Raw genomic sequence first — 21,637 nt, forward strand, 5'->3', positions numbered from 1 at the left:
CAGATGTTTAGGTATATTGAATTTAATTTAATATTAATAAGGTATGCTTAAAAATTCTTAATATGTGAAAGATACGCTGGTGAATTTAGACCCCAAGCAAACAGAGGCGCTGCGAGCAGTGATTGAAACCGGTAGCTTTGAGCAGGCCGCAGTGCGCCTGCATCTCACCGCATCGGCAGTGTCACAGCGGGTGCGTGCGTTGGAAAGTAATTTGGGCAATCCCTTGGTAGTGCGCAGCCGTCCGGCCCGTGCCACGCTAGTTGGCCAGCGGCTTTTGCAATATTTGCACCGCGTGATGCAGCTAGAGGCCGATCTGGCTTCTGATTTAGCAGTAGAGCGTTATTCGCCGCTTTTACTCACCATTGCGCTGAATGCCGATACCTTGGGGACATGGTTTTTTCCAGCGCTGGCTCGGGCTTTGGTAAGGGAAGAAGTGCTGATTGATTTAATTGTGGAGGATCAGGATCACACTTATACCCTGCTTGAATCCGGCATGGCGATAGGCTGTATTGGTAGCGAGGAAAAACCCATGAAAGGCTGTTTTGCCGATGCCTTAGGCGTGATGCGTTATCGTTTGGTGGCGAGCAAAAGTTTTTGCCAGCGCTGGTTTCCTCAGGGTATGAATCGCAACGATGCCCGCCGTGCTCCGGTGGTGGCTTATTCTCACAAAGACACACTGCAAGCGGGCTTTCTGGAAAACCATTTTGGCTTGCTGGCCGATGCTTACCCTTGCCACTATGTGCCCGGCACCGAGCCACACCTTGCTGCGATTCGCCACGGGCTGGGCTATGGCATGGTGCCTGAGCTGCTGCTGGGCGAGTCCATCGTTGATTTAATTGATCTTGCCCCCGAATACCCTTGCGATGTAAAGCTCTTCTGGCACTCATGGAAAGTGCAATCGCCCCGTATGGAAGCGTTATCAAAGCAGATTGTAGATGCGGCAAGGGCGGTACTGGTCGGAGGGGAGCGTGGCTAGGGTCTGTTGACGTTTCATTCACAATTGCGCTGAGGCGGAAAATGGCTAGGCACAAGGCATGCGACGAAGGCAATAACGAGTTATTTCCGAGGAGCATAACGCAGTGGATGGCCGTTTTCCGCCTCAGTCCCATCGCTGGGCGAGGAAAACCCCTCGCACGCGGAGGGTTGGCTGCATTTTTGGGGCTGCACTGCGTTAAAAATCGCTAATGGTACTCGTGCCATGTCGCAATTTTTGCCTTGTTCAGCCCCAAAACTGCAGCCAACGCAGCCGTGAATGAAACGTCAACAGACCCTAGCAGCCTGCTTAGGTTTGTTATATAAATTCAAGCGCACTATATTGCAAACTCTGCTTGGAAATATATGGCCAGCGATGAAGGAGGGTCTATGAAAAAAAACATCGTCAGATTCTTCTGCATCGGCTTGTGCGCTATGCCCACTATGGCTGCAACGCTTGAGCTGGTTACTTTGCAATATCCCCCTTATCAATATGAAGAAAATGGCGAGATTAAAGGATTTGTGGTTGATATAGTGAAAGAAGCGTTTCGTCGTTTACAACAGCCCATAAAAATCACCCTAATGCCTTGGACTCGCTCAATAAAAATGATTGAAGACGGTGCGGCCGATGCGATTTTTACGGCATATAAAACGTCGGAAAGAGAGCTATTTGCAGATTATTCAAAAGAAGTACTGATGCCGCAGGCTGTTTCATTATTTGTTTTAAAAGATTCAACGATTAAATTTGATGGAGATTTATATAAGCTGGCTAATTATAATTTTGGCGTGGTAAGTAAAGTAAGTTATGGTGATGTTTTTGATAATGCTGTTAAAAGCAAAATCATTAAAACACCAGACACCACCCACACTGGTGAGAAAAATATAGAAAAACTATTGGCAGGGCCTGACTATGCCTCTTGCTCAATCATCTCTGTGTAAATCAATTTCTTGAGAGTGGTGCTCAATTTTTGAATTTGTAGGGCGGGTGAAACCCGCCGTTTTTCATATTTCATATTTAATTGCAAAGCTCGGCGGGTTTCACCCGCCCTACGATATTTATAATGAGTTTGAACAAGAGGCATAATCAGGTGGTAGGATATTTTGATATCTTTGGTAAGCAATAAATACGGTGCATTGGATATTTTAAAACGCAAAGGCGGAATAGATAAAGTCAGAGAACTTGCTCCAGGAGTACAAGCTATTCCTAGTTTTATGGCTTTTTCTAAAAAAAGAAATCTAAGCCAGCTGCGGGATCGGTTTGATGCATGTTGAGTAAAATCAAGCGTTAGCTTGAATCCGTCTTAAGATAGGTAAAAAAACAGGAGGCCCAAGCCTCCCGTTTCCACTTCATTTCAAACCATCAATACCGATAATGTGCCGGTTTATAAGGCCCTTGTTTTGGCACGTCGATATAGGCTGATTGCTCGTCTGTTAGCTCGGTGAGTGTTGCGCCGATTTTTTTTAGGTGCAAACGGGCGACCATTTCATCGAGGTGTTTAGGCAGCACGTAGACGCCAACGGGGTATTGCTCGGTTTTGGTAAATAGCTCGATTTGCGCCAGCACCTGGTTGGTGAAGGAGTTGGACATCACAAAACTGGGGTGGCCCGTCGCGCAGCCCAGATTCACCAAGCGGCCTTCGGCCAGCAGGATGATGCGTTTGCCATCTGGGAAAATAATATGATCGACTTGCGGCTTCACGTTTTCCCATTCGTACTGGCGTAAGGACGCTACTTGAATTTCGCTATCGAAGTGGCCGATATTGCAGACGATGGCGTTATTGCGCATTTTGATCATATGATCGTGAGTAATTACGCCCACATTGCCGGTGGTGGTGACAAAGATATCGGCCTGATCACAAATGCTATCCATCGTGATCACGCGGTAGCCTTCCATGGCGGCTTGTAGCGCGCAAATCGGATCGATTTCGGTGACGTAAACAGTAGCACCCAAGCCACGCAGGCTTTGGGCGCAGCCTTTGCCCACATCGCCATAGCCGAGTACTACGGCGGCCTTACCGGCAATCATCACATCGGTGGCGCGTTTAATCCCATCAACCAGTGATTCACGGCAGCCGTAGAGGTTGTCGAATTTAGATTTGGTAACGGCGTCATTGACATTAATGGCCGGGAAAGAGAGACGGCCTTCACTGTGCATTTTGTAGAGGCGGTGTACACCGGTAGTGGTTTCTTCGGTTACGCCCTTGATGTAGGAAAGGCGGGTGGAGTACCACTTAGCATCTTTTGCCAGCGTGGCTTTGATTGAGGCAAATAGCACGACTTCTTCTTCGTTGCCGGGAGCTGAAATTACCGAAAGATCAGTTTCTGCGCGTGCGCCAAGGTGTAGCAAGATGGTGGCATCGCCGCCATCATCCAAAATCATATTGGCGTATTGGTTATTGGGGAAATCAAAAATGCGGTGGGTGAAATCCCAGTATTCTTCGAGTGTTTCGCCTTTGTGGGCAAATACAGATGTGCCTGCTGCGGCAATGGCCGCTGCGGCGTGGTCTTGGGTGGAGAAAATATTGCACGATACCCAGCGAACTTCGGCACCTAAGGCTTGTAGTGCTTCAATCAGCACGGCAGTCTGGATAGTCATATGGATGGAGCCCGCGATACGAGCGCCTTTAAGTGGCTGTGCTTTGGCGTATTCGGTTCGCACTGACATCAGGCCGGGCATTTCTGTTTCTGCAATGCGAATTTCTTTACGGCCCCAATCTGCCAAAGATAGATCAGCGACTTTAAAATCAAGATTTGCCACAGTGGTGATTCCTATCTGTGGCCGAGCCGGCATCTCCAACACGCATGCCGTACCCGGCGCGGGTTTACAGGAGAGCGCAGTTAAGAAATTCGAGCCTAGCCCCTAGCAGTCTGTCGGACTTAGACTGCTAAGGGTTGCAGCGCCCCTCGAATGTGCTTTCATTATAGCGCTAAGAATCTGATGATTGTCTTGTTTACAATGCAGTATTTGCTTACATTGCGTAGGATTCAAACAAGCCAGCTATTGCCTGCCGGTAGCAAATTAGAAACAATGCGTTGCATTTCTTATGCAATATTTAAAGTTGTCTGTAGGCATGTTTTAAGTTTGATTTGTGGTTCAGGCTTATTCACCAAGGTTGTGGAATGAAATTAAAAATAAGCGCCAGCTTGATCTTAGTCCTTGCTTTGAGTGCTTGCGGGTCGATGCGCCAGTATCAGACCGAATCGCAGGGAGCGATTGATTTTGCCCGCGCAGGTAAGCCAGATAGCGCTTTGGCGGTGTTGGAATCGAATAATAGTGATAAAGACCTGCTGTATTTTTTAGAAAAAGGTCAGTTATTACAGTTAAAAAATGATTGGTCTGGCAGCAGCAGCGCCTGGCTTAAAGCCGATGCTAAAATTCATGATTGGGAAGAAACCGCTAAAAACACGCCGGATAAATTATTTGGCGAAATGGGCAGCTTTTTAATTAACGATAAAACCCGCCGCTACGATGGTTACGATTACGAAAAAGTATTGCTATCCACCCTACTGGCGATGAATCATGCCGCCTCAGGCGATTGGGGCAATGCGCGGGTTGAGGTTAAAAAAACGCATGAACGTGAGGCGATTATTGCGGAATTTCGCTCGCGTGCTTATGAAAAAGACGAAGCAGAAGCAAAAAACCGGGGCGTAAAAACCACGTTTAAAGACTTGAAAGGTTATCCAACCGAAACGCTGGATGATCCTGAAGTTTTAGCTTTAAAAAACAGCTACCAAAATGCGTTTAGTCATTATTTAGCCGCCTTTGTTTACGAGGCGCTGGGTGAAAAAAGCTTGGCTGCGCCGGGTTATCGCAAAGCGATTGAGCTGCAGCCTAATACCAGAGTTTTAGAAGACGGCTTATCGCAGCTCGATAGCAAAGCCAGCAAGCGCGGTATGAGCGAGGTCCTGTTTGTGGTGAGCTCAGGTTTTGCGCCGGTGCGTAAATCTGTCAGCGTGCCCTTGCCTATTTACCGGGTGGGCTTAACGGCGATGTCTTTTCCTGTGATTCGCTCTGGCAATGATTTTGCACCATCGCAGCTTAAACTGGACGGGCGTTTTTTACCCGTAAGCACCATTGCTAGCGTGGACGCCATGAGCCGCCGTGCGCTGCGGGACGATATGCCGGGCATTATTTTGCGCTCAACGATTCGCGCGGTGAGCAAAGGCGTTGCGCAAAAGCAGCTAAACGATAGGGATAATAACGCCAGCGCAATCGCCAGCTTGGTGCTGGGCTTAGTGAGTGTGATTACCGAGCAGGCGGATGAGCGCACTTGGAGCACCTTACCCGCGCAGATCGCCATTGTGCGGGTGACCTTGCCGCAGGGGATGCATAAAATACTGGTGCCAACTTTACAGGGGCAGGAGGCCTTTGATTTTAAAGCAAGCAGCCCTTACCAGATTGTGCCGATTCGGGTGATGGGCAATCAGGTGTATTTTGGCCAGACAGATTTAGCGCCTGTAGTATTAGACACAGTGGCCATAGAGAGTGCAGACGTTATTGTTCCGCCAATTAAGCCTAAAAAGGCGAAGAAATAAATCATCGTGTTTTCTATTTTGAATCAAGGAATAACCATGAAAAAGTATCTTGCCCGTAGCGTTTTACTGGCGGCCGTGTTAGGTTTTTCAGCCATAGCCCAAGCCGCCCCTATTTCTCTGTCTGATCGAATCGAGCAGCTGGGTGAAATGAAATATATCAAGCTGACTGGCGGGCGCACTGCGCAACGCAATGGCCTATTGGCGGTGCAGCTTGAAATGCAAAACCAGGATAAGGGCGATCAGCAGCTTTATTATCGTTTCCGCTGGTTTGATGATGCAGGCTTTGTGGTGGGGGGCGAAGAAGTCTGGAAACCCCTTAAATTTATTGGTCTGCAAAAGCAAATTATTGACACCATCGCACCCGTACCTAATGCCGTGGATTTCAAAATGGAAGTTAATAGCCCGGAAAACACAGGTGCACTACCTGCTGCCAAGTAATTATTAAAGGAATAGATCAATGAAAACGACGAAACAAGCATTAAAGCTGAGCGTGGTATTAGCAGCGGTATTACTGGCCACAGGCTGCGCTTCCAGCTCATCGCCTACGGTCGGTGGTGGTGATGTGGTTTATGGCGATAGCAAAGCGGTTGAAACAGTGACCAATGAATTTGGCTCTACCGATTTGCAAATGATTTCAGAATCAATGGCGCGCTCTTTAATGCAGCATCCGTCAATGGCTGGCCGTCCTTTGATTGTGGTGGCCGAAGTTAAAAATAAAACGGCTGAATATATTGATACCCGTAATATCACCAACAGCATGAAAACGCAGCTAATGAAAAGCGGTGCTAAATTTGTAACCGATAGCAGCACATTAGACGCTCAGGTTGAAGAAATCCGCCGTCAAACCGAAAGTGGCTTATATAAAAACAAAGTAAAAGTCGGGCAAATGAAGGGCGCTAAATACCTGCTGACCGGCGAAATTACCTCCATTGTTAAAAAGAACGACAGTACCAAAGATGTATTTTATAAATTCACGCTGATCTTGAAGAATATCGAAGAAGGTGTAGATGAGTGGCAGGATGAAAAAGAGATTCGCAAAACATCTAAGCGTTAAGTTGTAGGGTGGGCATGTTTTTATGCCCACGCAGTGCGTTGAAATAAATACATTGTTGTATTCGTAGGACGGGTGAAACCCGCCATATTTTGGCATGAAATGCCACAAAAACGGCGGCTTTCACCCTATAGGCGCTAGCCAAAGCCAAAAAGACCTTTTTTAGTGCCTGCGGCACATTGATTTAGATGCGGGCGTCCCGCTGGACCTTCCTTTCTTGCGCGGCCAAGAAACGAAGCCAAAGAAGGCCGCCCCGACCAGCACGAAAGCCCCTCATCTGCGGACAATCGAGCGGCGGCTGCGGAACTCGCTCGCAAGCTCACTCAAACAGTCCTCGCCGAAACCCCGCCCGCTTGTTCCTCGCTTCGGCGTGCTTCAAGGGGATTTTTAAGCCCCATGCAGAACGCCTAGTCATTATGTTTTTTCGCTGTTTACTAAAGTCACAAGAAAATTGCTTAGCTTAAATTGAGTTTCTGCCACCTTACAAAAAAGCCATGTATATTATTGGCTCAAGTTGATGCGCATAGGGCAAGGTAATGGCTTGCCCACTTTATAATTACTCACTATCTGCTTTTTTATGAGGCGTAATTCTGGTTACCAGCAGTTGGTCAATCCGGTAATTATCAATATCGACCACTTCAAATTTATAATCACCAAAAATCAATAGCTCGGCTTTTTTTGGAATACGTTTGAGCATATACATCATAAAGCCAGCAATGGTTTCGTAATTCTCTTCGTCTTTTAATTCATCGATATTGAGTGCTTTTTTTACGTCTTCAATCGGCGTTACGCCATCGACCAGCCATGAGCTTTCATCACGCTGGACAATCTGATCGGCACCGGGATCAACCATACTGCCCATGAGCTGAATGGTGACATCATTCAGCGTAATAATTCCAACCACTAAGGCGTATTCATTCAGAATAACGGCAAAGTCTTCGCGCGCTTCTTTAAATTGCTCTAATACTTCAGATAAAGAAAGCGTATCTGGAATAGTAAGTAATTTGCGATTGCCGTATTGCTTTAAGCCTTCCAGCAAATTAATTTCGCCGCCTTTAAGTACTAATTGCAAAATATCTTTAGCGTCGATATAGGCAAATACACTGTCGATACTATTTTCGCATAATAAAAATTTAGAATGCGGGTCGGCCAGCATTCTGGCGCGTATGGTTTCTTCGGCTTCATTGAGCGAAAAGAAAATCACGCTTTCACGCGCAGTCATGACGGATGTGACAGTGCGCGTTTCTAATTCAAAGACGTTTTCAATTAGATTGTGCTCTTTACGGCGCACCGTGCCTGCCATTGCGCCTGCGTCGGCCATTGCTACAATATCATCAGTGGTAATTTCATCGCGGCGCACTGCAGGTAGATTAAAGGCATTAAAAAGCATATTGGCAATGCCATCGAAAATAAATACCAAGGGGCGCATTAAAAAGATACAAAACAGAATGGGGGCAACGACCTTAACGGCGGTTGTTTCGGGTACGGCCATACCAATTCTTTTAGGGATTAAATCGGCAAACTGAATAAATAAGCCTGTGACCACGGTGAACGACATCAGAAAACCCAGCGTTTCTGCTGTTTCTACGTGCACATCAAGCTGGATAAATAATGCTTTAAAAACGGGTGAGAAAGTGGGCTCACCTAAAATACCACCCAAAATTGCTACGGCATTCACACCAACCTGCACTACGGTAAAGAAATCTCCCGGCCTCTCTTGCAAAGCGAGTACCAGATCGGCACGCTTATCGCCGTCTTCGCTCATTTGCTGCAGTTTGTGTTTACGCGCTGCGGCAAGCGCAATTTCTGATACTGAGAAAAATGCACTGATTAAAATAAGAATAAAAATAATAAGTAAGCCATTCATCATAATATTAAATCTCCTGCCGCTAGCTTAGCAGCTCGTCAGCCTGCTATGAAGCTTCTTTGAAGACAAAGGGGGTAGAAAGATCTGTATAAAACAATCATATTGCCCGAGCGATGTAAGCGCTATCGGTTTCATCAATCAAGCGATGTGTTTTAAGAAAATGGTTTCTGCTAAGGGAGCTACGGCCCACTTCTGCTTGCATGATATGTATATTTTATTAAGAAATAGTGTAAGTGTTTTCCCGCCAATCGTAGACAAATAGATGTTTAAAGGCTGACAATGCGGCTTGGATAAATGATCCAGTGTCGTACGTCTTCAGGGCGGGGTGAAACTCCCCACCGGCGGTAAGTTTGTGGCTTTTTAAAAGAGCAACAAACAAGCCCGCGAGCGCCTGTGCTGTATTTATAAGCGTCAGGGTCAGCAGATCTGGTTTAACTCCAGAGCCGACGGTGATAGTCCGGATGAAAGAAGATGCGTCGCAATAAACTCGCCATGGCTTGCCATCGGCGGCGTCACTGCGGCTGTCCCACCCCCTGAACCGTTTTTCGCCTACCTATCTTGCGAGAGCGTTTCTCTATGTTTGCTGAAGTTTTAAATCCTACCCTTGCCCCTTTTGCTACCCGCTTTAAGCAGGCACTGGCCGATATGCGCCAGGGTCGTCCTGTTTTATTGATGGATGATTTCGATCGCGAAAACGAAGCCGATTTAATCGTGGCAGCAGAAAAAATCACCGACCGAAGCATGGCACAAATGATTCGCGATGGCAGCGGCATTGTTTGCCTCTGCCTGACCGACGAAGCCCTGCAGCACCTGCAGCTGCCACCAATGGTGATAGACAATCAAAGCCGTTTTAGCACCGCCTTTACCGTGTCGATTGAAGCACGGCATGGTGTGACTACTGGCGTATCCGCCGCCGATCGGGTAACGACGATTAAGGCCGCTATTGCCAGCGGTGCTCAGCCTAGCGATTTAGCCAGCCCCGGCCATGTATTTCCGCTGCGGGCTACGGCTGGCGGGGTGCTAGCGCGCCGAGGGCACACGGAAGGGTCGGTTGATCTGGCTGTGTTGGCAGGATTGCAGCCCGCTGCAGTGCTGTGCGAGCTTATGAATCCTGATGGCACGATGGCGCGTGGTGATGAGATTACTGCATACGCCACCGAGCATGGCTTGCAAGTGCTCAGTATTGCCGAACTGGTGGAATACAGATTGCAGCAAGCAGGCTAAAAATGGCGGGCACCCGTAGCTGATGCAAAGACTGCTAGGTGCCGGCCTTGCTTATCGCTTAAAAAATACGCTTGGCGTGGTATCTATATAGCGGCGGTACTCATCGCCCAATCGTCTCAATCATGGCTTTTTCGCGAGGCACGTTCAGCAGATGCATCAGCACAAAGCAAAAGACGCCAGCAAAGCCAGCCAAGTATGTTTCATAAGCTATATGCTGATGCCCTATCTTTAATTTCTTTTACCTGACAAAATTACGCTGTAAAAAGTAAGAAGAAAATAGTTTGAATGTTTTTTTATGAAACGATTGGGGATTTTGATGAATAAAACTAAATTAGTGCTGGCGATTGCTGCTTTGGCAGGAGCTGGTTTTGCAGGTGCAACGTGGTACACAGGCACAACTTTAGATAATAAAGTGGTGCAGGCAGGTGATGCGTTAAAAGACTACAAAATGATCAAGGTAGTGAAGCGTGATTTTAAAAAGGGGTTTTGGACTTCAACAGAAGAAGTCACTTACCAATTGGGCTGCGAGGATGGGGGAGAAGCATCGCCTTTGCGCGGCGCAACAGGGCAAATCACTTTAATTAATACCATTCAGCACAACCCGTTTGGCCTGGAAATCAATACCAAGCTAGTTTATAGCGATAAAACAAAAGCAGAGCTTGCCAAAGTATTTAAAGGCAAAGAGCCTTTGGAAATTAATACCAAGGTCAGTTTATCCGGTGATTTGCAAACCCGTATTTCCAGCCCCGAATTTACCATTGATGATGAAAAGGGAAATGTAAACTGGAAAGGGTTTAATTCTCTGATTAAATACGATAAAACGGCTAGCTATATTGATTTTGATGTATCTTTACCCGGTGTGATTGCAAAGGAAAATGCCAGTGCCACACAGTTTAATATTGGCTTGGTGTCTTATAAGGGAAGTTATAAAAATGCGGTTGAGGGCATTTATGCAGGTGCTGAATCATTAAAAATTGATGGTTTTGGTATGACAGGCAAGAAAGAAGAAAAAGAGATGCAAGTGTCGATGGGCCAGTTGCTGCTGAATAGCGAATCTAAATTTAGCAACGGCCTGCTTAATTTTTCTGGTAAAGGCACGGCAGATAAAATCACATTCAATTCAAAAGAAATTGGCAAATTTGAAATGAACCTGGATGTGAATCAGCTTGATCCTAAAGCGCTTAAAGGGCTTAATGATCTAACATGGAAAAAAGGTATTTTGCAGTGTAATTTTGATAATAAAGGCCAGGAAAAGGCAATACAAGCCTTACTGATGGATATTTTGAAAAAGAATCCTTCACTAAAGCAGAATATTAAATTGCATACGCCAGAAGGCGAAAGTGTTGTTGCCATTGATTTAGCCAGCAAAGACTTAAAGCCGGAAGATTTAGCCAACCCCGGCCTGCTGATTAATAAGATCAATGCCATGCTGGCCTTGCAATTGCCTAATGCCTTTGCCGAAAGAATGATCCGTGAATCTGCCGAAGAAGAAGCGATTGAGCCGACTCTGGCTATGTTTCAATCATCGGTACAGCTTGGTGTAGAAGAAGGAAAGATTGAAAGTGATGGCAAACTACTTAAAACTAAAATTCAATTAAAAGACGGTAAAATCGTTTTGAATGGAAAAACGGTTGAATTGTCTGAGTTACTTGGTATTCAGTAATCTACCGTAATTTGCGGATGAGCCTGATGGCTCATCCGCATTTGGCAATACTCTCTTGTTCAATCTCATTATAAATATTGTAGGGCGGGTGAAACCCGCGTATTTATCCAGCATCACTAGCGGGTTTCACCCGCCCTACAAATTAAAAAACCAAGAAGCACTCAGAAACCCATCTATTCAGAACCGATTGAGCAAGAGGCATAATCAGGTGGTAGCAAGCTTTAGTGCTTAATCATTTTTGCAACTTTAGCTTCAAATTCATCAAAGCGTTGTTTGAGCGCTTGCATTTCGGTGGTTTTTTCTGCTTTACCTAAAAATGAATAACGAATGCTATTCATTGCGGTGTTTTTTAGCTCGTCATACGATGGCTTGTAGCGGCTAGCGTAAAGTAGGTATTCGCCGCTAAGATTATTACGCGATACGCCCGGATCATCGCTAGAGATGACAAAGGGCACGCCATGACGGCGGTAAACCTGAATAGGGTGTGCTTCGTTTTTTACTCCAAGAATAAATTCATTACTGGTGAGGTTAACTTCTACAGCAATGTCTTTTTCTTTTAGCTTTTTCAATAGCAGATCGGCATTTTTTTCGTGGGTAATATCAATGCCGTGGCCAATGCGATCTGCCCCTGCAATTTGTACTGCATCATTAATATGATTTTTTAATCCTTCTGGCGGCACCATGCCAAGTGCTAATTCACCAGCGTGTAGTGCAAGCTTGCTATCTGGATAGCGTTTTTTAAAGAATTTAAACATCTGCATATGCAAATCATAATCACGCATTGCAACGTGTTCATTTTCTGGCCCTACAATATTCACTGCCACAATTAGATCGCTGGCTTTATCTGCAGCAAAGGCGGAATACATTTGGCTAAAGACCAGCGATGGCGATAAATTACGCAATACATAGGCCTGCACGCGTAATTTAAAATCGTTGCTGTCAATGCCTTTAGCTGCGTCTTCCATCGTTTTGATATAGGCGTTAATTTGCTGCTGACTGGCGGCGTCTTGCGTCATAAAATCGGCATAGCGGGTAAAAATGGCTTCTGCGTCTTTGGGGTTTTGCACCAGCTGATTCATCTTTTCATCTAATTCTTTATTGCTGATGCTGGGAGCCAAATCGACCATGGTTTCCAGATATTGCACATTTTCTGCTTGTGCCCGCTCTTTTAAAGATTGAAAGCCTTCATGCATGGCATAGCTGGCAACCGGCATAAAATAGAAAAAGGTATTAAAGAAATTTTGATCGGGCGCGAGCTGCTGGTGGCTATGATTGCTGAAATCTTTATCAGACCATTTTTGCAGTAATTCACGATAGAAAGCATTGTTTTGCCGCGTTGCATCTGCGCTTAAACAAATCTTGCTGCTTGCATCGTTAGGGGCAGTATTGATATGAAATTTTTGAGCATTAAGTGCTGCATTGTCTTCACTATAAATACAAAATTTTTGCCGGCCTACCCACTCCAGATACGTTTCAGCATAAATAGCGCCGGAATAATGGTGATGTAAATCAGCGCCTTTAGGCAGCATATTCATCAATAGCCCCAGCTCTGCCGTATTAGGTGTGGGAGCGCTGATTAATTGCGAATAATATTGTTTGGTTTGTGTGTAATTATTATTAATATCTTTTGCGTGGCTAGTCCCGATGGCAAGCAGGCAAAGGGCGAGTAGTTTGGTTTTCATCTAGATCATCTTTTATAGGTGGAATGGCAGATTATAGGCTGCAATAAAAGAAGAGATGAATAAGGTGTTAGAACGCTTGCAATTTTTTAGATTGGGGAGTTGTTTATTAATAGGGATAGATTGATGTGGGTAAAGTCAGGTTAGAAAAAAAGGCAATTATATATTTAATGCCAAAATTGTTTTTTGATCTTTGCGAATAAGCAATAAATACGGAATGTTTTTGATTAAATTTGGAAACAGAATATTTGAGCAGTGCTGCGTAAGAGACGCGACATGCACGCCCTATGAAACTGCGTTCCCCAATAAGAGACAAGCCACTTATAAGGTGGACACAAGAACATGCCCACCCTATACCCAATCCTATCAACTTAAGCTTATTGCATTGGGTGAATCGGTATTTATAGGGTGTACAACGACGCAGTCGTTGCGCACCAAGAGCGGTGCGCAAGAAAAACGACTTGCACACCCTATACCCCTTATTTCAACCTATCGTAGCCCGGCAAAGTCAGAAATTCGACAAATTCTTCACTGGTGGTGAGCTCGTCAAACATGATTGCGGCTTCATCCAGCGTGCTGCTAAAGCGGCCGGTGGTGTGGATCTTGGCAACTTCTTCAGGCAGCCACTGGCGGAACAGCTCCTTGCTAACTTTGCGGCCATCGTCCAGCACGCCTTTTGGAGACCTGATCCATTGCCAGATTTGCGAGCGGCTGATTTCGGCGGTGGCGGCGTCTTCCATCAAATTATGAATCGGTACGCAGCCAAGGCCAGAAATCCATGCGGCCAAATATTGCACGCCCACGCTGATATTGCCGCGTAAACCGGCCTCGGTAATCGGCGTTTCAGGTTGGAAATTCAGTAAGTCACTGCCTGCCACGCTGACATCCGGGCGTTGCTTGCTGATTTGATTAGGCTTGTCGCCAAGAATCGGGTCCCAAGCGGCTTGCGCAATCGCTACTAAGCCGGGGTGAGCCACCCAACCGCCATCGTAGCCATCTGCGGCATCACGCTCTTTATCTGCGCGGACTTGCTGCATGGCTTTTTCATTAGCCGCTTCGTCATTCTTGATGGGAATCACGGCGCTCATGCCGCCCATCGCAGGTGCATTGCGGTGGTGGCAGGTTTTAATCAGCAGCAGGGAATAAGCGCGCATAAACGGCACGGTCATGGTAATTAAGCTGCGATTGGCCAAGCAGAAGTCGGTATTGGTGCGAAATTTCTTGATGCAGCTAAAGATGTAATCCCAGCGACCGGCATTCAGGCCTGCGGAGTGCTCGCGCAGCTCGTAGAGGATTTCGTCCATTTCAAAAGCAGCCAAAATGGTTTCGATCAGTACCGTGCCCTTGATGCAGCCGTGCGGTGCGGCCAACTCTGCTTCGGCCCATGTAAATACATCGTTCCAGAGGCGGGCTTCTAAATGGGATTCTATTTTCGGCAGATAGAAATAACACGATGTGCCTTGGCTAAGGCGGTATTTCAGATTGTGAAATACGGCCAAGCCAAAATCAAATAGCGAGCCGGAGATGATTTCGCCATCGACTTCAACGTGTTTTTCCATCAAATGCCAGCCACGCGGGCGCAAAATTAGCGTGGAAATTTCATTATTTAATGTGTATTGCTTGCCTTCTGGGGAGCTAAAAGACAGCTCTTTACGATAGGCGTCTTTTACATTGATCTGGCCTTCAACTTGGTTTTCCCAAGTGGGCGTATTGGAATCTTCAAAATCGGCCATAAACGATTTAGCGCCGGAATTAAGCGCATTAATCATCATCTTGCGTTCAACGGGGCCAGTGATTTCGGTGCGACGATCGAGCAAATCGGCGGGCAGGGCAGAGATGCTCCAGTTGCCATCCCTTATATGCTGGGTGTCGGGTAGGAAATCGGGCACTTCACCCGCGTCTAGCCGTGCTTGGCGCTCAGTACGGGCGGCCATCAGCTCACGGCGGCGCGGCTCAAAGCTGCGATGCAGCTCGGCCAAAAAAGCCAGTGCATCGGGGGTAAGAATAGGGGCAAAGGCAGGGCTGATATGGCCGAGAACTCGAATACCTGCAAGCGTGGTTGTCATATTGTTCCCTCATGTAAAAAAATTCTGTAGACACAGAGAACAGTAAGTACACAGAGAGCACAGAGAAAACCGAGTTAAAAGTTAAGCAATTTTTTGCTTTTCTCTGTGTGCTCCGTGGTCTCTGTGCCCTCTGTGTCTACAGATTTTTTTGAAGTCGTTTTGTAAGGCTTAGTGGAACTGTTCTTCTTCGGTCGAGCCTTTCAGCGCGGTGGTCGAAGACTGGCCTTGTTGGATCACTTGCGTGACCGCATCAAAGTAGCCTGTACCCACTTCACGTTGATGTTTCACCGCGGTAAAGCCACGGTCGGCGGCGGCGAATTCGGCTTCTTGTAGCTCAACAAAGGCACTCATGCCGCGGCGGGCGTAGCCGTGGGCAAGATTAAACATGCCGTAGTTCAGCGCATGGAAACCTGCCAAGGTGATGAACTGGAATTTGTAGCCCATCTTGCCAAGCTCGGCTTGGAACGTCGCAATGGTGGCGTCGTCCAGGTTTTTCTTCCAGTTAAACGATGGCGAGCAGTTATAAGCTAGCAATTTGCCTGGGAACTGAGCGTGAATTGCGGTCGCAAATTTACGTGCGTATTCCAGATCCGGCTTGCCGGTTTCGCACCATATCAAATCAGCGTAAGGCGCATAGGCAAGACCGCGGCTGATGGCTTGTTCTAGGCCTGGGGTCGTCTTGTAGAAGCCTTCTGGTGTGCGCTCGCCGGTACAAAATGGCTTGTCGTTAGCGTCTACATCGGAGGTCAGCAAATCTGCTGCTTCGGCATCGGTGCGTGCCACGACTAGCGTTGGCACACCCATGATGTCGGCAGCAAAACGCGCTGCAACTAGTTTTTCTACTGCTTCACGCGTTGGCACTAATACTTTGCCGCCCATATGGCCGCATTTTTTAACTGAAGCGAGCTGGTCTTCAAAGTGAACACCGGCAGCGCCTGCTTCAATCATGGATTTCATCAGCTCATGTGCATTTAGTACGCCACCAAAGCCCGCTTCTGCATCGGCTACGATCGGTGCAAAGAAATCAATGCTGTCGTCGCCTTCGGCGTGATTGATCTGGTCGGCACGAGTCAGCGCATTATTAATGCGGCGCACTACGAGTGGAACCGAGTTCGCTGGGTAAAGCGATTGGTCCGGGTACATTTCGCCAGCGATGTTTGCATCCGCGGCGACTTGCCAGCCCGAAAGGTAGATGGCTTTCAGACCTGCTTTAATTTGTTGCATCGCTTGGTTACCGGTTAAGGCGCCAAGTGCGTGTACATAAGGTGTTTCGTTGACTAAGGACCACAGCTTTTCTGCGCCACGGCGGGCTAGTGTGTGCTCGACTTGCACATTGCCACGCAGGCGTTCAACGTCTGCAGCGGTATAAGGGCGGGTAATGCCTTTCCAGCGTGGATTAGTGTCCCAGTCTTGCTGGATAGCGGCGATTTTTAGATCCTTTGTACTCATAGCAATACTCCCTGAAGGGTGATGGGCTGCATGTCTAAGTAAAGCATGTGGTAGTCGTGTTGCAGAATTATTTTGCAGTGCACCATTGAATTGTAGTTAGTAATAATTCACTACATATTGGGGCTTTCATGTACTTTTTGACCCGTAAGTATTTAGTCAATGAATGGTAATTAAGTCTTTGAAAATCAAGACAAATGACGACTGCATTTTTATTGCTTCAAACGACTGTTTTAATGGCATAAAGTATCGATTTGATCGGGAAATGTAGTTTTTTATAAATTTATGTTTGTCAGTTACATGAGCGGGAAAGGCTGTTTACTCAGGAAAAAAACGATAAAAAAATAGTGTATTTATTGATACATCTGCTATGGGCTAGCCCCATCAATGCGTATTAAGTTGCTTGGCTTTGCCTTAAAAACGGTAAATGCAGGCTTTTATTTACGTGGGATAGGCAATGTTTGGTATCGCCTTCTTAAAGCAATGCACTTGAAATGCTCGGCGACAACCCCATCTGCCCTTGCATGTTTGAAATAAGTTTTGACTGGAGTTCCTGATGAGTAATGAAAACGTACAAGAGCAGACCAATTTAGATGCTGGCGTCGAGGCGATCGCCGAAGGCACAGAAAATACGCTGGAAGCGCAATTGGCCGCTGCTACTGCAGATATTGAAAAAGCCCGTCAAGACGTGCTCTATGCCAAGGCCGAGGCCGAAAATAATCGCCGCCGCTCTCTTGAAGAAGTCGACAAAGCCCGCAAATTTGCGGTTGAGAAGTTTGCGATTGAGCTGTTGGCCGTAAAAGATTCGCTTGAAATGGCGCTGGCTGATCAGACGGGGGAAGTAGACGCGTTGAAAAACGGCGTTGAACTTACTCTAAAACAGCTGGTGGCGGCATTTGAAAAATCCCATTTGCTTGAAATCAACCCGATGGGTGACAAATTAGATCCGCACAAGCATCAAGCGATTGCAATGGTGCCAAGTGAATGCGACGCCAACACCGTCGTGCAAGTCATGCAAAAAGGCTACGAGCTGGCCGGCCGCGTGATTCGCCCTGCGATGGTGATGGTTGCCGCTGCGAAGTAAAAATACGTTTTGTAGTGGGGGGAGGTTTTAAAAGAAGTCCTCTTGAAAATGCCCAGCGCATCCCCACTTTGTGAACATGGTTGTTAATTTACCGCTGCCCTGAGGCTAGCGAAGACAAGGAAAAATTAAAAATGGCAAAGATGATTGGTATTGACTTAGGTACAACAAATTCTTGCGTGGCTGTATTTGAAAATGGCCAGCCTAAAGTAATCGAAAACGCTGAAGGCACACGTACTACACCTTCTATTATTGCTTATCAGGAAGACGGTGAGATTCTGGTGGGTGCGCCGGCTAAGCGCCAAGCGGTAACAAACCCAAAAAACACTTTGTACGCGGTAAAGCGCCTGATTGGCCGCAAGTTTGAAGATAAAGAAGTACAAAAAGACATCGACCTGATGCCTTTCTCCATCGTTAAAGCCGACAACGGCGACGCATGGATCTCGGTTCGCGACAAAAAAATGGCGCCACCGCAAATCTCCGCAGAAGTACTGCGCAAAATGAAAAAAACCGCTGAAGACTACCTCGGCGAAGAAGTAACAGAAGCGGTTGTGACTGTTCCTGCTTACTTTAACGATGCACAGCGCCAAGCCACTAAAGATGCTGGCCGTATTGCTGGCCTCGATGTAAAGCGCATTATCAATGAGCCAACCGCTGCTGCGCTGGCCTTTGGTATGGATAAGAAAGAAAAAGGCGATAGCAAGATTGCCGTGTATGACTTGGGTGGCGGTACATTCGACGTTTCGATTATTGAAATTGCTGATGTGGATGGCGACAAGCAGTTTGAAGTGTTGGCTACTAATGGCGATACATTCTTGGGCGGTGAAGACTTCGACCAACGCATCATCGATTTCATCATTGAAGAATTCAAGAAAGACACGGGTATCAACCTGAAGCAAGATGTGATGGCGCTGCAACGCCTGAAAGAAGCGGCAGAAAAAGCCAAGATTGAGTTGTCTTCTACCACCACAACAGAAATCAATCTGCCTTACGTGACGATGGATGCGACTGGTCCTAAGCACTTAACACTGAAAATTACCCGTGCTAAGTACGAAAGCTTGGTTGAAGATTTAGTGGCTCGCACGATTGAGCCTTGCCGTATTGCTCTGCAAGACGCTGGCCTGAAAATTACTGATATCGATGACATCATCTTGGTTGGCGGTCAGACGCGTATGCCAATGGTGCAAGATAAAGTTAAAGAATTCTTCGGCAAAGAAGCACGCCGCGATGTGAATCCAGACGAAGCAGTTGCTGTTGGCGCGGCCTTGCAAGGCTCGGTATTGTCCGGGGACCGTACTGACGTATTGCTGCTGGATGTAACTCCGTTGTCCCTAGGTATTGAAACCATGGGCGGCATCTTGACTAAGCTGATCAAGAAAAACACGACGATTCCAACAAAGGCATCGCAAGTATTCTCGACAGCAGAAGACAACCAAACAGCAGTAACCATCCATGTATTGCAAGGTGAGCGCGAAAAAGCGTCAGCGAATAAGAGCCTTGGCCAGTTTAACCTAGGCGATATTCCAGCTGCTCCACGCGGTGTGCCACAAGTTGAAGTGACCTTTGATATCGATGCAAACGGTATCTTGCACGTTGGCGCTAAAGACAAGGCCAGCGGTAAAGAAGCACGTATCACGATTCAAGCTTCTAGCGGTTTGTCCGAGGCTGAAATCGAAGCGATGGTTCGCGATGCAGAAATGAATGCTGAAGAAGACAAGAAATTGTCCGAATTAGTAGCGGCTCGCAACCAAGCTGACGGTATGGTTCACTCGGTGAAAAAATCACTGGCTGAATTCGGCGAAAAAATTGGCGCAGACGAAAAAGCCAAGATCGAAGCCGCTATGGCCGAAGTTGAGCTGGTACTGAAAGACCACAGCGACGATAAAGAAAAAATCGAAGCGGCAACCGCAACCCTGACCGAAGCATCACACAAGTTAGCTGAGCAAATGTACGCTCAACAACCGGAAGGTGCTGCAGCAGGCGCGGCCGCAGGTGCTGCAAGTGACGCCGATGCTAAGAAAGATGATGGCAATGTGGTTGATGCTGAATTCACCGAAGTAAAAGATAAATAAGCAGCGCTTATTTAAATGAAACAGGCCCGCTGATGCGGGCCTGTTTTGTTTCAAAGGGGGAATAAATTTAGGCTTTTATAGGGTGTGCAAGTCGCTTTTCTTGCGCACCGTTATGCCGTGGTATTGCCGCGGTGCGTAACGCCTCCGGCGTTTTGCACCCTATAAAACGGAGGGCGACAAAATCATCGCCATCAGAAGCTTCGAGTACGCCCCTTGTAACCAAGATTCAAGCCAGCTTAAACCGGCTAATCGATTGCTTCAGGTCCGTGGCTAATTGCACTAGTTTGCCTGATGAGTTGGCGACTTCTTCTACTGCGGCACGGTTTTCCTCGGCCATTTGTGCGATGCGCTCTACATTCTGTGCCAGATCGGTGCTTACCGAACGCTGCTGTGCCAAGGCGGAGGCAATGTCGTTAATCGAGGTTTGCACTTTGAACGAGCCCGCTTTGATTTGCTCCATCACCTGATTGGTGCGCTCGGATGCGGTAGAAACCTGGCTCACGCTTTCCTGGCTGGATTGCATGCCGCTCACTGCGGCACGAGTGCCTTGCTGGATGGTCTGGATCATGCCGGTGATTTCTTGTGCCGAGCTTGTTGTGCGCTCTGCGAGCTTGCGTACCTCATCGGCGACCACGGCAAAGCCACGGCCTTGCTCCCCTGCGCGGGCCGCTTCGATGGCGGCGTTTAAGGCGAGTAAATTTGTTTGATCGGCCACATCTTTAATCACGGTGGCGATATTGCCGATATGGGTGGAGCTTTGCTCCAGATCTGCAATATGTGCGCCTGTGCTGTTCACATTTTCTAAGACATTATCGATTAGCTTATTTGATCTTCTGACTTCTTCGCTGCCAGAATTCGCCAAATTACCGGCATCATTGGCCTGCTGATTAGCTTCGCTGGCGCTGGAAGAAACACTGTCAATGCTGACGGTGAGCTCTTCTACTCCTGCGGCAGATGATGCGGCTGATTCAGATTGGGTCTGCGAGCTGACCGCTACTTGCTGCGAGGCACTGGCTAGTAAATCAGACATACTGACAAGCTCATCACTATTACTGATAATGCCTTGGATAGTGGCTTTTAAATCGGCCTGCATTTTGAATAAATCTTTTTGCATATTAGCCAGCTCGTCCGAGCCTTCTACTTCAATATGGCTGCTTAAATCTCCAAGGCTAATCCGCTCTAATGAGCGACGTACATGGGAAACCGGCGTGGTAATGCTCTTGGTTAAGATCAGCCCCAGTGCCGTGCCCAGCACAACGGCAATGAGTGTAATCACGATTGATTCAGTTTTAACCAGCGCCAGCTCTTTGCTACTTTCTGCAAGTGCCTCATCTGCCAGTTTCTTGTTTAAATCAACCAGAGCACTTAAATCATCGTCTAGCTCTTGAAATATCGCAGCTACGCTAGTCGACATGAGTTCTGAAGCTAGTTTGGAGTCGTTGGCTGTGCCTGCTGCCATGGCGGGTTTGGCCGCTTCAAGATATTTGGGCCAAAGTTCATCGATTTTTTTGAGCAGATCTTGCTCAGGGGGGCCTAAATGGGAGGCGCGGTATTTATCCAGCGAGCTCTTCATTTTGGCTTCATGGCTAGTCATGCTTTCTTTAATTTTGGCCATTTTGGCATCATCAGGCTCTAGCCCATAGGCATAGAGCGCTCGGTGATGATAAATGGCCGCCATATTGGCATGGGCCACATCAATGACCGGGATGAGCTGGTTGTCGTGCATCTCCTGTGTCAGCTGTTGCATGGAGGCCGCGCCCTGATAGCCTAAAATCCCCAGAGTCAGTGTTAAAAGTGCGCAAAGTAAAAATCCGACGATGAGTCTTGTGGAAATCGCAACATTACTTAAAAAACTCATGACCAGACCTCTTTATCTGTAAGTGAAAACATACCTATTCATAGCTACATTAGTGCTTTCATTCAAGCGCAATGTCATAAAGTTTTGGCTTTGTTTACATCGTTTTGACGATTGCAATTGCG

The 21,637-nt window shown here is 47.1% G+C and carries 15 protein-coding genes and 2 riboswitches; of the genes, 9 read left to right on the forward strand and 6 right to left on the reverse strand.

Annotation, left to right across the window (positions count from 1 at the left end):
- The first annotated feature begins 79 nt into the window (after positions 1 to 79).
- The gene (locus ACFQNF_RS08610; RefSeq protein WP_380187589.1) at positions 80 to 976 is read left to right on the forward strand and encodes an HTH-type transcriptional regulator ArgP; all 897 of its coding nucleotides are present in this window, start codon (positions 80 to 82) and stop codon (positions 974 to 976) included.
- Between the two features lie 386 nt (positions 977 to 1,362).
- The gene (locus ACFQNF_RS08615; RefSeq protein WP_380187590.1) at positions 1,363 to 1,911 is read left to right on the forward strand and encodes a substrate-binding periplasmic protein; all 549 of its coding nucleotides are present in this window, start codon (positions 1,363 to 1,365) and stop codon (positions 1,909 to 1,911) included.
- A gap of 421 nt (positions 1,912 to 2,332) precedes the next feature.
- Here ACFQNF_RS08615 and ahcY read toward each other — a convergent pair whose 3' ends face one another.
- Positions 2,333 to 3,730: an adenosylhomocysteinase gene (gene ahcY / locus ACFQNF_RS08620; RefSeq protein WP_465262209.1), complete on the reverse strand. Its 1,398-nt coding sequence runs from the start codon at positions 3,728 to 3,730 to the stop codon at positions 2,333 to 2,335.
- Positions 3,731 to 3,795: 65 nt separating this feature from the next.
- Positions 3,796 to 3,883: riboswitch (S-adenosyl-L-homocysteine riboswitch) on the reverse strand.
- A gap of 209 nt (positions 3,884 to 4,092) precedes the next feature.
- Here ahcY and ACFQNF_RS08625 point away from each other — a divergent pair.
- The 3 genes from ACFQNF_RS08625 to lpoB are packed head-to-tail and all read left to right on the forward strand — an operon-like array spanning position 4,093 to position 6,562.
- Complete coding sequence (locus ACFQNF_RS08625; protein ID WP_380187591.1) at positions 4,093 to 5,508, forward strand: COG3014 family protein; 1,416 nt, start codon at positions 4,093 to 4,095, stop codon at positions 5,506 to 5,508.
- Positions 5,509 to 5,544: 36 nt separating this feature from the next.
- Entirely contained in the window at positions 5,545 to 5,946 is a 402-nt protein-coding gene (locus tag ACFQNF_RS08630) for a YcfL family putative periplasmic lipoprotein (protein WP_046350485.1), read from the forward strand.
- A 19-nt stretch (positions 5,947 to 5,965) separates the two neighbouring features.
- Positions 5,966 to 6,562 (forward strand): penicillin-binding protein activator LpoB, encoded by a 597-nt coding sequence (gene lpoB, locus ACFQNF_RS08635; RefSeq protein WP_380187592.1) that lies wholly within the window; start codon positions 5,966 to 5,968, stop codon positions 6,560 to 6,562.
- A 553-nt stretch (positions 6,563 to 7,115) separates the two neighbouring features.
- Here lpoB and paeA read toward each other — a convergent pair.
- Positions 7,116 to 8,429 carry a polyamine export protein PaeA gene (paeA, locus tag ACFQNF_RS08640; RefSeq protein ID WP_380187593.1) on the reverse strand — a complete coding sequence of 438 codons (1,314 nt, stop codon included), beginning with the start codon at positions 8,427 to 8,429 and terminating at the stop codon, positions 7,116 to 7,118.
- 304 nt (positions 8,430 to 8,733) lie between these two features.
- Positions 8,734 to 8,903: riboswitch (FMN riboswitch) on the forward strand.
- 99 nt (positions 8,904 to 9,002) lie between these two features.
- On the opposite strand from paeA, the gene ribB reads away from it, so the two are divergent.
- Both ribB and ACFQNF_RS08650 read left to right on the forward strand, forming a co-directional pair.
- Complete coding sequence (gene ribB / locus ACFQNF_RS08645; RefSeq protein WP_380187594.1) at positions 9,003 to 9,650, forward strand: 3,4-dihydroxy-2-butanone-4-phosphate synthase; 648 nt, start codon at positions 9,003 to 9,005, stop codon at positions 9,648 to 9,650.
- Between the two features lie 316 nt (positions 9,651 to 9,966).
- Positions 9,967 to 11,313: a YdgA family protein gene (locus ACFQNF_RS08650; protein WP_380187595.1), complete on the forward strand. Its 1,347-nt coding sequence runs from the start codon at positions 9,967 to 9,969 to the stop codon at positions 11,311 to 11,313.
- A 221-nt stretch (positions 11,314 to 11,534) separates the two neighbouring features.
- Here ACFQNF_RS08650 and ACFQNF_RS08655 read toward each other — a convergent pair whose 3' ends face one another.
- From ACFQNF_RS08655 to aceA, 3 genes are all read right to left on the reverse strand, one after another.
- Positions 11,535 to 12,995, reverse strand: coding sequence for a hypothetical protein (locus tag ACFQNF_RS08655; protein ID WP_380187596.1), 1,461 nt, complete (start codon positions 12,993 to 12,995; stop codon positions 11,535 to 11,537).
- Between the two features lie 476 nt (positions 12,996 to 13,471).
- Positions 13,472 to 15,058, reverse strand: a complete 1,587-nt coding sequence (aceB, locus tag ACFQNF_RS08660; protein WP_380187597.1) for a malate synthase A — start codon at positions 15,056 to 15,058, stop codon at positions 13,472 to 13,474.
- Positions 15,059 to 15,226: 168 nt separating this feature from the next.
- Positions 15,227 to 16,507, reverse strand: a complete 1,281-nt coding sequence (aceA, locus tag ACFQNF_RS08665) for an isocitrate lyase (RefSeq protein ID WP_380187598.1) — start codon at positions 16,505 to 16,507, stop codon at positions 15,227 to 15,229.
- 553 nt (positions 16,508 to 17,060) lie between these two features.
- Here aceA and grpE point away from each other — a divergent pair.
- Together grpE and dnaK are read left to right on the forward strand one after the other, a co-directional pair.
- Positions 17,061 to 17,588, forward strand: coding sequence for a nucleotide exchange factor GrpE (gene grpE / locus ACFQNF_RS08670; protein ID WP_380187599.1), 528 nt, complete (start codon positions 17,061 to 17,063; stop codon positions 17,586 to 17,588).
- A 131-nt stretch (positions 17,589 to 17,719) separates the two neighbouring features.
- On the forward strand, positions 17,720 to 19,657 hold the full coding sequence (dnaK, locus tag ACFQNF_RS08675) for a molecular chaperone DnaK (RefSeq protein ID WP_380187600.1): 1,938 nt from the start codon (positions 17,720 to 17,722) through the stop codon (positions 19,655 to 19,657).
- 226 nt (positions 19,658 to 19,883) lie between these two features.
- Here the strand turns inward: dnaK and ACFQNF_RS08680 are convergent, their stop codons facing one another.
- On the reverse strand, positions 19,884 to 21,515 hold the full coding sequence (locus ACFQNF_RS08680; RefSeq protein ID WP_380187601.1) for a methyl-accepting chemotaxis protein: 1,632 nt from the start codon (positions 21,513 to 21,515) through the stop codon (positions 19,884 to 19,886).
- Positions 21,516 to 21,637 lie beyond the last annotated feature (122 nt).

The sequence above is a fragment of the Iodobacter arcticus genome, from assembly GCF_042664895.1.
Taxonomy (GTDB): Bacteria; Pseudomonadota; Gammaproteobacteria; order Burkholderiales; family Chitinibacteraceae; genus Iodobacter; species Iodobacter arcticus.